Annotated in this window: 11 protein-coding genes; all 11 read right to left on the bottom strand. The window is 64.8% G+C overall.

Annotation, left to right across the window (positions count from 1 at the left end):
• Positions 1 to 5: 5 nt before the first annotated feature.
• Positions 6 to 554 (bottom strand): hypothetical protein, encoded by a 549-nt coding sequence (locus BN1188_RS13570; protein ID WP_040261992.1) that lies wholly within the window; start codon positions 552 to 554, stop codon positions 6 to 8.
• A gap of 15 nt (positions 555 to 569) precedes the next feature.
• Positions 570 to 1,298 (bottom strand): TetR/AcrR family transcriptional regulator, encoded by a 729-nt coding sequence (locus BN1188_RS13565; RefSeq protein ID WP_040261991.1) that lies wholly within the window; start codon positions 1,296 to 1,298, stop codon positions 570 to 572.
• Between the two features lie 189 nt (positions 1,299 to 1,487).
• Positions 1,488 to 3,002: a lysine--tRNA ligase gene (lysS, locus tag BN1188_RS13560; protein ID WP_040261990.1), complete on the bottom strand. Its 1,515-nt coding sequence runs from the start codon at positions 3,000 to 3,002 to the stop codon at positions 1,488 to 1,490.
• A 100-nt stretch (positions 3,003 to 3,102) separates the two neighbouring features.
• Positions 3,103 to 4,198, bottom strand: a protein-coding gene (gene prfB, locus BN1188_RS13555) for a peptide chain release factor 2 (protein WP_148485253.1) whose coding sequence is annotated in 2 segments (ribosomal slippage) — positions 3,103 to 4,125 and positions 4,127 to 4,198 — 1,095 coding nt in all. Because the reading frame shifts where the segments join, the coding sequence is not laid out codon by codon here.
• A gap of 67 nt (positions 4,199 to 4,265) precedes the next feature.
• Positions 4,266 to 5,273 carry a diguanylate cyclase gene (locus BN1188_RS13550; RefSeq protein WP_040261988.1) on the bottom strand — a complete coding sequence of 336 codons (1,008 nt, stop codon included), beginning with the start codon at positions 5,271 to 5,273 and terminating at the stop codon, positions 4,266 to 4,268.
• A gap of 52 nt (positions 5,274 to 5,325) precedes the next feature.
• Positions 5,326 to 6,336 carry a chemotaxis response regulator protein-glutamate methylesterase gene (cheB, locus tag BN1188_RS13545; RefSeq protein WP_040261987.1) on the bottom strand — a complete coding sequence of 337 codons (1,011 nt, stop codon included), beginning with the start codon at positions 6,334 to 6,336 and terminating at the stop codon, positions 5,326 to 5,328.
• Positions 6,333 to 8,606 carry a hybrid sensor histidine kinase/response regulator gene (locus tag BN1188_RS13540; protein ID WP_040261986.1) on the bottom strand — a complete coding sequence of 758 codons (2,274 nt, stop codon included), beginning with the start codon at positions 8,604 to 8,606 and terminating at the stop codon, positions 6,333 to 6,335. Before BN1188_RS13540 ends, cheB begins: the two co-directional genes overlap by 4 nt.
• Complete coding sequence (locus BN1188_RS13535) at positions 8,603 to 9,277, bottom strand: chemotaxis protein CheW (RefSeq protein WP_040261985.1); 675 nt, start codon at positions 9,275 to 9,277, stop codon at positions 8,603 to 8,605. Before BN1188_RS13535 ends, BN1188_RS13540 begins: the two co-directional genes overlap by 4 nt.
• Positions 9,274 to 10,593, bottom strand: coding sequence for a CheR family methyltransferase (locus BN1188_RS13530; RefSeq protein WP_040261984.1), 1,320 nt, complete (start codon positions 10,591 to 10,593; stop codon positions 9,274 to 9,276). The genes BN1188_RS13535 and BN1188_RS13530 overlap by 4 nt, the downstream gene beginning before the upstream one ends.
• On the bottom strand, positions 10,590 to 11,105 hold the full coding sequence (locus BN1188_RS13525) for a chemotaxis protein CheW (protein ID WP_040261983.1): 516 nt from the start codon (positions 11,103 to 11,105) through the stop codon (positions 10,590 to 10,592). Before BN1188_RS13525 ends, BN1188_RS13530 begins: the two co-directional genes overlap by 4 nt.
• Positions 11,105 to 12,727 carry a methyl-accepting chemotaxis protein gene (locus BN1188_RS13520; protein WP_040263944.1) on the bottom strand — a complete coding sequence of 541 codons (1,623 nt, stop codon included), beginning with the start codon at positions 12,725 to 12,727 and terminating at the stop codon, positions 11,105 to 11,107. The genes BN1188_RS13525 and BN1188_RS13520 overlap by 1 nt, the downstream gene beginning before the upstream one ends.
• Positions 12,728 to 12,758: the final 31 nt, after the last annotated feature.

The following is a 12,758-nucleotide window of genomic DNA, read 5'->3' as shown; positions in this document are numbered from 1 at the left end:
GTTGGTTATTGAGCGGCCCGGCTATAACGTGCCGTTTCGACGAATACGTCCGAGTTGGCCGGGTCATCCAGCCAGGCGAATACCTGGGCGGGCGTAGAGCGTATCGCAACGCCCTGCCCTTCTTCCGTCTCGAAACGGTCGCCGGCCAGGGCGCCCTGGCTGATGGCCTGCTGCAGGCGCTGCAGATCCAGGCTATAGACCACCAGTTCGCCTTCCCCGCTCAATTCGAAACCGACCAGCGCAAAGCGGCCGCCATAGGCCTTTGGCATGGGCGCGGACGCATACCAGCGGCCGCCATGGCGGGTCACGGTGAAAGTCACTTCATCCCGCGGCCCGGCGCTGCCCTTCTGGTAGTTGATGGCGGTGTAGCGCCCGCCGGGCGCGGGCCGCAGGCTTAGCCTGAGGGCATTGCCAAAGGCATCCCGCGCGCGCCAGTGGCCCATCAGGCCAGCCGGCGCTTTCTGCCCGGGGGCGATAGGTTCGTCGAAGGTGGCAAGGCACCCGCTGAGCGATGCCAGGAGTACAAGCATGAACAGCGGGCGCCAGAGGTTCATCCGGGCGGTTCTCCGTCAGGCCGCGGCCAGCACCAGGTGCATGTACCGGGTAAGTATGTCGAGCATGCCGGCATCCTGATGCCCCGCGTGAGCTTGCGATGCGGGCGCCAGCAGTGCCTGATATTCCAACTGTCCGATCAGCGCCGTCAACACCTGCGCGTCCTGCTCGGGTGAGCGGGAGCCCAGCACACGCAGCATCTGGCAGGCACCTTCATGGAGGATGCGCTGGTGGGAAAGCACCAGGCCGGCCAGCCGGGGCGTCAGCAGGGCTTCCTGGCGAAACGCCTGCTCAGCCATCAGGTACTCACGGCGGGTATGCAGTTGCTTACGTACGTAGTCCGCGGTCATGCGGGCGATGGCATCGGCCAGGCGACCTCTGGCTTCTGGCGTATCGTCGGTGGCCGCCAGCAATTGGCGCAGCAGTTCCTCGCTGTTGGCCCAGAGCTTGGTCATATGGGCGGCGCTGCGCTCCACGTAACGGGCAAAGCTGTCGGCCAGCAGGTCTTCGATGTCCTTGAAGTAGTAGGTAGTGGCAGACAACGGCACCCCGGCCTCGGCCGCCACCGCACGGTGACGCACGCCACGAACCCCATCGCGAACGACGATCCGCATGGCGGCGTCGAGAATCGCCTGGCGGCGCTGCTCGCTGCCCTCCCGCGTGGGCTTGCGACCTTCATACTGGATACTGTTGGCCACGGCGCTGGCAACGCCGGCGGCTCCGATTGTAAGGGTAGCGGGTTCCACTTCTGATCCTTTTGTTGAAGCAATCCAGAGCTGGCCTGGAACCTCCAGGCCGCGCCGGCTATTTTGCCTCAATCCGAAGGACGTGCAGACGTTTTCTCTGGGGAAGATACCCGACCGTAGGAAGCGGGCGGAGCTCGCGAACGCCGCTACCCCGCATTCGGGAGCTTCGCCCCCTTCCTACCGAGCGGATCAGGCCTGGGGGCGCATGTGCGGGAACAGAATGACGTCGCGGATCGACGGCGAGTCGGTCAACAGCATGACCAGGCGATCGATACCGATGCCCTCGCCCGCGGTTGGCGGCATGCCGTATTCCAGGGCGCGAACGAAGTCCGCGTCGTAGTGCATGGCTTCATCGTCGCCCGCGTCCTTGTCCGCCACCTGGCGCATGAAGCGCTCGGCCTGGTCCTCGGCGTCGTTGAGCTCCGAGTAGGCGTTGGCGATCTCGCGTCCGCCAATGAACAGCTCGAAGCGGTCAGTGACGCTGGGGTTGTCGTCGTTGCGCCGAGCCAGGGGCGAGACCTCGAAGGGATACTCGGTGATGAAGGTAGGCTGCTCCAGCTTGTGCTCCACCAGTTCTTCGAAAATCATCGTTTGCAGCTTGCCCAGGCCCTCGAAGCCCTTGACGTCGGCACCGGCCTTCTTGGCCAGGGCGCGCGCGGTGTCGATGTCCTGAAGGTCAGCCGGGGAGATCTCCGGGTTGTACCTGGTGATGGACTCGAATACCGAGATGCGCTGGAACGGCTCGCCGAAATGGAACACCTTGCCCTGGTAAGGCACGTCCGTGGTGCCCAGCACGGCCAGGGCCAGTTCCCGGAACAGCTCTTCGGTCAGGTCCATGTTGTCGCGGTAGTCCGCGTAGGCCTGGTAGAACTCGAGCATGGTGAATTCCGGGTTGTGCCGGGTCGAAACGCCTTCGTTGCGGAAGTTGCGGTTGATCTCGAACACCCGTTCGAAGCCGCCCACCACCAGGCGCTTGAGGTACAGCTCGGGCGCGATGCGCAGGTACATGCCCAGGTCCAGGGCATTGTGGTGCGTTTCGAACGGCTTGGCCGCCGCGCCACCGGGAATGGTCTGCAGCATGGGGGTTTCCACTTCGAGGAAATCCCGCTCGCTGAGGAAGCGGCGAATATGGGCAATCACCTTGGAGCGCACCTGGAAGGTATGGCGCGTTTCCTCGTTGACGATCAGGTCCACGTAGCGCTGGCGATAGCGGGTTTCGGTATCGGTCAGGCCGTGATGCTTGTCCGGCAGCGGGCGCAGCGACTTGGTCAACAGCTGCACATGGGTCATGTCCACGTACAGGTCGCCCTTGCCGGAGCGGGCCAGGGTGCCCTCCACGCCGATGATGTCGCCCAGGTCCCAGGTCTTGATGGCCGCCAGGGTGGCTTCGTCCAGCACCTTGCGGTTGACGTAGACCTGCAGGCGGCCGCTCATGTCCTGGATCACCATGAAGGCGCCACGGTTGAGCATGATACGACCAGCGACCTTGACCGGAATGGCCGCCGCTTCCAAGGCTTCCTTGGATTCGTTGGCGTACTGCTTCTGCAAGGCGTCGCAGTAGCTGTCGCGACGGAATTGGTTGGGGAAGGCGTTGCCTATTTCGCGGACCTGGGCAAGTTTTTCCTTGCGCAGGGCGATCAGGTTGTTTTCTTCCTGTTGCAGTTCTTGCGGGTCTACTTGCGGGGCTAGGGGTTGGTCGGTCATGTCAAAATCCACAAATCTGATAGCTACGAGCTCCAAGCTGCAAGCTGCAGGCTGAAGCGCTGTGTCTTGCCGCCTGAAGCCCGCGGCTTGTGCTCCGGGCCTACAGGCCCTGCTTCAGGCTGGCCTCGAGGTATTCGTCCAGGTCGCCGTCCAGCACCTTGTCGCAGTCGCTGCGCTCCACGCCTGTGCGCAGGTCCTTGATCCGCGACGAGTCGAGCACGTAGGAGCGGATCTGATGCCCCCAGCCGATGTCCGACTTGCTGTCTTCCAGGGCCTGGGAAGCGGCGTTGCGCTTCTGCACTTCCTGCTCGTACAACCTGGCCCGCAGCATCTTCATGGCGGTGTCCTTGTTGGCGTGCTGGGAACGTTCGTTCTGGCAGCTGACCACGGTGTTGGTGGGCACGTGGGTGATCCGCACCGCCGAATCGGTGGTGTTGACGTGCTGGCCACCGGCACCGGAGGAGCGGTAGGTGTCGATGCGCAGGTCGGCCGGGTTGATCTCGATCTCGATGTTGTCGTCGATTTCCGGCGAAACGAATACCGCGGTGAACGAGGTATGGCGGCGGTTGCCCGAATCGAAGGGGCTCTTGCGCACCAGGCGATGCACGCCGATTTCGGTGCGCAACCAGCCGAAGGCGTACTCGCCCTTGATGTGCAGGGTAGCACCCTTGATGCCGGCCACTTCGCCTTCGGACAGTTCCATGATGGTAGTGTCGAAACCGCGCTTGTCGGCCCAGCGCAGGTACATGCGCAGCAGCATGTTGGCCCAGTCCTGGGCCTCGGTGCCGCCGGAGCCGGCCTGGATGTCCAGGTAGGCATTGTTGGCGTCCATCTCACCGCTGAACATGCGGCGGAACTCGAGTTTTTCCAGGGATGCGCGCAAGCGGTCCAGTTCGCTCACCACGTCGGCGACAGCGCCTTCGTCGTTTTCCTCGACGGCCATGTCCAGCAGGTCACGGCAATCGGCCAGGCCGCCGGAGAGCTCGTCCAGGGTCTCGACGATGGTCGCCAGGGTGGAACGTTCCCGGCCCAGATTCTGGGCGTATTCAGGGTTGTTCCAGACGTTGGGATCTTCCAGCTCGCGATTGACTTCGGTCAGGCGTTCAGCCTTCTGATCGTAGTCAAAGATACCTCCGAATGGTTTCGGAACGTTCGCTGAGGTCCTTGATGGTGTTGAGGATCGGATTGATTTCCATGGCGGCTGCGCACTCACGTCAAAAGCCCGGGAGTATAGCATGGCCGCCCTGGCGTGCGGTCGCTGCCTCATTCGGCCACGATCACCTGGTTGCGCCCGCTGTGCTTGGCCATGTAGAGGCCTTTGTCGGCCGCCTGGATCAGCAACCGGCATTGGGTTCCAGGCACCGGTGTCATGGTCGCCAGGCCGATGCTCACGGTCAGCGGCGAGGCAGGTTCCGGCGCGTTGTGCCAGATGCCCAGGGCGGAGATGCTCTGGCGCAGTTTCTCGGCCACCAGCCGGGCGCCGCCGGGGGAAGTGCTCGGCAATACCAGGGCAAACTCTTCGCCGCCGTAGCGCGCCGGCAGGTCACTGGAGCGGCTGGAGCAATCACGGATGGCATCCGCTACCCTGCGCAGTGCCTCATCGCCCTCCAGATGCCCGAAACTGTCGTTGTAGGACTTGAAGTAGTCCACATCGATCATCAGCAGCGAAAGCTGGGTCTGGTCACGCATGGCCCGGCGCCATTCCAGCTCCAGGTATTCGTCGAAATGACGGCGGTTGGACAGGCCGGTGAGGCCATCGGAATTCATCAGGCGCTGCAGTACCAGGTTGGTATCCAGCAATTGCTGCTGGCTCACCCGCAAGGCCCGGTAGGCCTCATCGCGCTGCAGCAGCGTCAGGTATGACCGGGAGTGGTAGCGAATCCGGGCCACCAGCTCGATGGTATCCGGCAACTTGACCAGGTAATCGTTGGCCCCGGCGGCGAAGGCGGCGCTCTTGACCACCGCGTCTTCCTTGGTGGATAGCACGATGATCGGAATGTCACGGGTAGAGGGATGATTGCGGTATTCGCGCACCAGGGTCAACCCGTCCAGCCCAGGCATCACCAGGTCCTGGAGAATGACCGTGGGGCGGATGCGCACGGCATTGGCGATGGCCTGGTGGGGGTCGGCACAGAAGTGGAAATCGATGTTCATTTCCGTAGCCAGGCTCCGCCGGATGGCTTCGCCGATCATGGCCTGGTCATCCACCAAGAGCACCATGGCCTGGTTTTCAGGGGCGGATTTGAATTGGTCCAGTTGTAGATCAATCATTGGGTTGTCACCTGAGTACCGCTGGTATGCCGGCTCGGCCGGACGTACGAAGTCATTGAATGAACATCTCTACAAGCCGAGGAGCGATCTGCTCCAGGGAGAGCACTTGAATGGCCGCGTTCAACGCCACGGCTGCCTTGGGCATACCGAACACGGCACAGCTTTGTTGATCCTGGGCGATGGTGAGGTGCCCCTGTTCGCGCATCCGTTTCAAGCCCTGGGCACCGTCCCGCCCCATGCCGGTGAGCAGCACGCCAACGGCCTGCCCGCGCCAGTGCTCGGCCACGCTTTCGAAGAAAACGTTGATCGAGGGGCGGTAAATCTCATTCACCGGATCCGGGGTGTAGTTCAAGCTCCCATCCGCACCCAGCCGCAGATGATTGTTGGTGCCCGCCAGCAAAACGTCGCCCGGCCGCAGGCAGTCCCCCTTGCGGGCCAGGCGCACCGGACGGCCCGTAGCCGTGGCCAGCCAGCTGGCCATGCCGGCGGCGAACACTTCATCCACATGCTGGACCAGCACCAGCGCGGCGGGAAAACTGGCCGGGAGCCCCTTGAGCAGGGTTTCCAGGGCCGCCGGCCCGCCGGCCGAGGCCCCGATGGCCACCAGCCCCAGGGGCCCCGCACCGTTGCGCTGCACCGCCAGCCGGGGCTTGGCGGGCGTACCGCGTTCGCCCACCAGCCAGCCGATATTGGTGATCTTGCGCAGCAGGGGCGCGGCAGCCTCCCGGCCATCGCCCAGGCCCAGGGCCGGTGTATCCACCACGTCCAAAGCGCCATGGCCCATGGCCTCGAACACCTTGTGCACGTTGCGCTCACGATCCACGGTCACCAGCAGGATGGCGCAGGGGGTGTCCGCCATGATCTGCCGGGTAGCCTCTACTCCGTCCATGTTCGGCATCACCAGGTCCATGAGCAGCACGTCCGGGCGCTGCTCGGCGCACAAGCGCACTGCCTCCGCTCCATCGGTGGCAATCCAGATCACCTCGTGGGCCGGCTCGAAGGCCAGGGCGCGGCGCAAGGCCTCCACTGCCATGGGCAGGTCATTTACGATCGCAACCTTCATTCCCTGGCTCCTCCGATCAACTCGGCCACTGCCTGCAACAAGGCGTCGTCATGGAAACTGGCCTTGGCTAGATAGTAGTCGGCCCCGGCATCCAGGCCGCGCTGGCGGTCTTCTTCGCGATCCTTATAGGACACCACCATCACTGGCAGGCCTTGCAGGCGGGCGTCTCGCCGCAGCAGGGTCACCAGTTCGATGCCGTCCATGCGAGGCATGTCGATGTCGGTGATGAGCAGGTCGAAGGCCTCGGCACGCAGCGCGTTCCAGCCGTCCATCCCGTCCACCGCCACGGCCACCTCGTAGCCTGCCGCCCGCAACAGCTTGCGCTGCAATTCGCGTACCGTGAGCGAGTCATCCACCACCAGGACGCGCTTGCCGGCCGGCTTCGAGGCGGCGCCAGCCGAACGATCGATACGCTCCAGCCGACCGCTGCTCAAAAGCTTTTCCACAGACCGTGTCATGTCTTCCACATCGACGATCAGCACTACCGAGCCGTCGTCGAGCAGCGCGCCGGCGGAAATGTCCTGTACCTTGCCCAGGCGCGTATCCAGCGGCAGCACCGCCAGTACCCGCTCGCCGATGAAGCGGTCGACCGCGATGCCGTAGAGGGCATCGCGCTCGCGCACCACCACGACCCGCACGCTGGCGTTGCCCGGTGCGCCGGAGGGCCGTTGCAACAGCTGGCTGGCGGCGACCAGCCCGACCTGCCGGCCATGATGGAAGAAATGCTGGCGCCCCTCGATCTGCAGGATATCCGCGAGGGCCAGGTCAAGGCTGTACTCGATGTGCGCGAGCGGAAAGGCATAGGCCTCACCACCCACCTCGACCACCAGGCTGCGCACCACGGACAGCGTCAAGGGCACTTCCAACAGGAAGCGGCAGCCTTCGCCGGTGCGCTGAGTCAATTCGATAGTGCCGCGCAGTTCGCGAACCATATGCTGTACCGCGTCCAGCCCAACGCCCCGGCCGGATACCTCGGTCACTGTGTCGCGCAGGCTGAAGGCGGGCAGGAAGAGAAACGCCAACAGCTCTTCCTCGCTCAGGCGTGCCGCGGTGTCGGCGCTCGACAATCCGCGCTGCGCCACACTCTGTCGCAGCCGGGAAAGGTCCACGCCAGCGCCGTCGTCATTAAGCTCCAGCACCAATTGCCCGGCGCGGTGGGAGGCACGCAGACGAATGCAGCCCTCGGCCGCCTTGCCGGCCATCAGGCGCTGCTCAGGCTGCTCGATGCCGTGATCGACAGCGTTACGCAGCAAATGCATGAGGGGCCCTTCCAGGCGCTCGAGGACGTCGCGGTCCACCTGGGTCTTTTCGCCCTCGACCTCCAGGCGTACCTGTTTGCCCAGGCTGCGACCGAGGTCGCGGACCATGCGCGCCTGGCCGCCAAGCACGTCGGCGAAAGGCCGCATGCGGCAGGCCAAGGCCGTGTCGTAGAGCTGCTGGGCCCGCTGCCCAGCCTCCCAGCCGAAGTCATCCAGTTCAGCCACCTGGCCCAGAAGGATCTGCTGGGTATCGCCGAGCAGCGTCTTGGCCTGGGTCAGTGCCTGGCGCACGTCCTCCACCGGCAGCTGCGCGTCGAGCCGCTGCTGCAATTCATCCAGCGCCCGCAGCCCCTGGGCCTGCATTCGCTTGAGCCGCTGCAGGCTGGCCAGGTAGGGCTTGAGACGCTGGGTCTCGACCATCGCCTTGCTGGCCAGGTCCAACAGCGCGTTGAGGCGTTCAGCGGTGACCCGGAGCACCCGTTCGCCCTCCCCGCTGCGTCGGGCCCCGGTCGGCTCGCCGCTGGGCTCGTCCACGAGCGCGGGCGCCAGGCTCGGCTGCACCATAGGCGCTGGCTCGAGATCGACCATTGCCGCCTCGAGCGGCGATGCAAGCGCAGGAGGAGCGCCTTCTACGGCGGCCTTGATCTGCCCCAGGAAGGCGCTGATGTCTTCCGCGGCCGGGGCCTTGTGCGGCATGCCGATGCGCAGCAACAGGTCAGTGCCCTGCAGCAGGGCATCGATATGCTCCGGCCCGAGGCGCAAATCACCGGCCTGAGCCGCCACCAGGCAGTCCTCCATCACATGGGCCACCTGCACACCGGCATCGACGCCTACGATACGCGCGGCGCCCTTCAAAGAGTGGGCCGCGCGCATGCAGGCTTCCAGCTGAGCCGGATCGCCGGGGTTGCGCTCCAGGGCCAGCAGCCCTGCGCTGAGCACCGCTGTCTGGGCCTCGGCCTCCAGGGCGAAGAGCTCCATCAGCGATGCATCGCGCATCTGTTCAGGGGTCATGTCAGGCTCCCCGCGATGGCTGCCAGTAGCGCCGATTCTTCCAGTACCCGCAGGGTGCGTGCTTCCTCTCGGACGACGGCCGCGGTGAACCTTGCCTTGTCCAGGAGGGCGCTGGCCTGGATCAGCCGCTCCTCGAAGCGCTGGATGCCCGCGACCTCATCCACCGGGGCGACCACCGAGCCACCCGGCACGGCCAGTATCAACAATCGCGGCGACACGCGCCGAGTGCCGGCCGGCGCGACGCCGGGGCCTATCCCGAGCAGGGCTTGCAGGGCGATGCAAGGCACCAGGGCGCCACGCACGTTGCACACGCCCAGCAAGGCACGCGAACGCTGATGGGGCAACGAATGCACAGGCTGCTGGGGCGCTATCTCCACCAGGCAGCGGGTGGCCAGGGCAAGCCATTCTTCCCCCAGGCGAAACACCACCAGAGAACGCGAAGGCAGCACCGGTGGCGTCGGCGGGTAGGTCAGTTCCCCTGGCTCACGACGCAGGGAGTAGCGGTCCAGCAGCGTGCTGGCGGCCTCGGCGAATACCGGGCAATTCAGGCAGCGCACATATTCGACCAGGCGCGGGCAGGAGTGGTCGCCACGTACCCCGATGGTCTTCCAACAGGCATCGAGGATGAGCGCCTGATCATCGGCGGCCTCGCGCCCCGGTTGTTCGGTCATGCCCTAGGCTCCTTCATGGCACGGGCGGCACGGGCCTGCAGGCGTCGAGCGCTTTCCAGGTCCCCCCTCGCCGCCAGCAGCATGGCCAGTTGCGTCAGCGCTTCGGCATGCTGCGGTTGCAGATACAGTGCCTTGCGATAATAACCCTGTGCTTCCAGGGCATTGCCGGCGGCGTCACAGAGCAAGCCTAACCAGTAATACACCTGGGCTTGAGGCGGATGCTGCTTCAGGTAACGCTCGCAAGCCAGCCGGGCGTCGGCGCTCTGGCCTGCGTTGGCCAGGGCGGCGATCCGTGCGAGGAGCGTGGCTGCGTCGGAGCCGCCCGCTTCCACTGGCGCGACGGAACGGGAATTCTCCTGGGCGGTTACCCTTGCGGATGAAGCCGAGCGGGATAGGGGGAAATCCAGAGCCTTGGGCTGCGCGCCCCTGGCCGGCAAGAACTGCTGCCGCAAGGGCCGAGCGGGCGCCATGGACACCGAGGCCAGCGGTAAAGGCTTGCTGAGCCCGGCCAGGGCGGGACTTGGCTCGGCTTGCCGAACAAAGGCAAAGGCCTGGGCAATGCCAAGGGGGCGCATGCCATTGGAGGCCAGGAGGCTGCCTTCGGCCGGGCCGATGAACAACACGCCATCGGGCCGTGTCAGCGATTTGAGGACGGCTACCACTTCCCGTTGTGTGGGCACATCGAAGTAGATAAGCAGATTGCGGCAGAAGACAAAATCATAGGGCGTTTCGCTGGCCAGCGTCGGGTCGAGCACGTTGCCGTGGCGCAAGCGAACCTGCCCAGTGATACTCGGCCGCAACCTGTGCCCTTCCGGGTCCTGGGTGAAATACCGGGCCTGGTAGGCCCTGTACTCGCCTCGGAAGGAGTTGCGCCCATAGCACGCCCGCCGGGCCTTCTCCAGCGAGGCCGGGCTGATGTCCAGGCCATCGACGATAAAGGCCTCGCCGGGCAGGCCGGCGTCGAACAACGCCATGACCATGGAATAGGGTTCTTCCCCCGTGGAGCACGGCAGGCTGAGCAGACGTAGCGGCTGGCCGGGGCGTTCGTGCCAGCGCGCTCGCGCCAGGCGGCCCAGGGCCGCGAAGGACTCCGGATAACGCATGAACCAGGTTTCCGGCACAATCACCGCTTCGATCAGCGCCTGCTCTTCTTCCTTGTTCAGGTTGAGCAAGCTCCAGTAGGCCTCGAGGCTGGGCGCGCCGACCTTGTCCTGGCGGTGACGCACCGCGCGCTCGATCATCGCCGGGCCCACCGAGGCGGCGTCCAGCCCGATACGCTGGTGAAGAAAGGCGAAGAAGCGTGGGTCGAAGCTCACTTGGGCGCGCCTCCGAGCAAAGCCGCGTTCTCAGGCGCGAACAACAGCGTCCGGGCGCGTTCATCGAGCAAGTCCTCGACGCTGATGCGCTGCAGCAAGCCCTGGGCATCCTCACGGATGGGGCCCAGGTAGGGCGCGTCAGGGCTCAGCAGCCCGTACGGCTTGAATTCGGTGAGGTCACAACGAAGGGTTTGGCTGGCCTGTTCAAGCACCAGGCCCAAGCAGTGATTGCCGGGGTAATTGACCAATACCACCCGGGTACTGGTGCGCTGCCGAGCGGGACTGCCAAGGGCCAGATGGCAAAGGTCGATCACCGGCACGACCCGGCCGCGATAGGAAAATACGCCGGCCACCCAGCCTGGTGCCCGCGGGATCGGCTTGAGCGGCAGCAGTGGCAATACCTCGACCACTTCCCGCGCAGGCAAGGCAAAGCGCTGCTCGCCGAGGCTGAACAGCAAGAAAAGCTGGGTGGTGGGCACGGCTGGCGCCACCGGTGTGCGCGGGCTGGTCATCAGACCTTGAAGCGCGACACACCGCCACGCAACCCAGCGGCGACTTGGCTGAGCTCGTCGATGGCGGCGCTGGCCTGGCGTAGCGAGTCCACTGTCTGGCTGCTGGCGTCGCTGAGCTGGCTCAAGGCATGGTTGATCTGTTCGGCGCCGGTGGCCTGGGCCTGCATCCCTTCGTTGACCATCAGCACCCGCGGCGCCAGGGCCTGGACCTGATGAATGATCTGATTCAACTGCTCACCGACCTGATGCACTTCCAGCATGCCGCGGCGTACTTCTTCGGAAAACTTGTCCATGCCCATGACCCCTGCCGATACCGCGGACTGAATCTCGCGCACCATCTGTTCAATATCATAGGTGGCCACGGCGGTCTGGTCGGCCAGGCGACGCACTTCAGTGGCCACCACGGCGAAGCCCCTGCCGTACTCGCCGGCCTTTTCAGCCTCGATCGCGGCGTTGAGGGACAACAGGTTGGTCTGGTCGGCGACCTTGACGATGGTGACCACCACCTGGTTGATGTTGCTCGCTTTCTCATTGAGCGTCGCCAGCTTGGCGTTGACCAGCTCCGCCGCGCCCATGACGTGTTGCATGGTATCGGCCATGCGCGCCAGCCCCTGCTGCCCATTGTCCGCCAGCAGCGAGGCCTGGTCGGCGGCGCCGGTCACCTCGCCCATGGTGCGTACCAGGTCGCGAGAGGTCGCGGCGATTTCTCGAGAAGTTGCGCCGATTTCGCTGGTCGTGGCCGCGGTTTCCGTGGCCGTGGCCTGTTGCTGGCGAGAGGTGGCGGCGATCTCCGTAACCGAGGTGGTGACCTGGATGGACGAACGCTGAGCCTGTGACACCAGGGCGTTGAGCTCCTCCATCATGGCGTTGAATCCGGTCTCGATGGCGTTGAACTCATCCCGGCGACCCAGGTTCAGGCGCACGCTCAGGTCACCGCCGCGCATTACATCGAGGATCTCCAGAAGACGGGTGGTGGGCGACATGATGTTGCGCAACAGCAATAGCCCGCAGGCCAGGGCCGCGGCCACCGCCACGATCAGGCTGGCCAGCATGACCAGGCGGGTAGTGACCACGGAACCTTCGATGGCCGCGCTGGCCTTTTCGGCAGCCTGGCGGTCCAGGTCAACCACCAGGTTCAGTTGCTTTCGGCCCGCCGACCAGGCAGGTGTCAGCTCCTGCTCGAACAATTCCATGGCTTCGGTGAAACGCCGCTGCTGATAGACCGCCAAGGTACGCTTGAGCGCTTCCTGATAGCTGTCGCGCAGCCGAGCGAATTCAGTGAAGGCGGCACGCTCCTCATCGCTGTTCAAGGTTCTCTGGAATACCGCCATCTGGCTGGCCAGGCGCTCCGAGAACCCCTTGTACTGTTCTTCATCGGCGCTGACCAGTTCGCGCTGATAGCTCAACCCCAGCAACTGCTGGGTATAAAGGTAGCCGTCGGTCCAGGCGCTGCGCATCATCGAGCCGGAATACACACCCGGAATGCTTTGGCCACGCAGGCTGGCCGCCTCCTGCTCGATCATCAGCAAGCGGGTGAAGGTGATCAGTACCATCGCCAGCATGATGGCGATCACTACGGCGAAGCTCGCCAGAATGCGTTGGCGCAGCGTCCAGTTCTTCACAATCACTCCTCGGGCTGGGGGCAGGCGAAAG

This window comes from Pseudomonas massiliensis, assembly GCF_000826105.1.
GTDB lineage: Bacteria > Pseudomonadota > Gammaproteobacteria > Pseudomonadales > Pseudomonadaceae > Aquipseudomonas > Aquipseudomonas massiliensis.
Note: the sequence above shows the minus strand (reverse complement) of the source record. Positions and strands in the feature narration are given on the sequence as shown.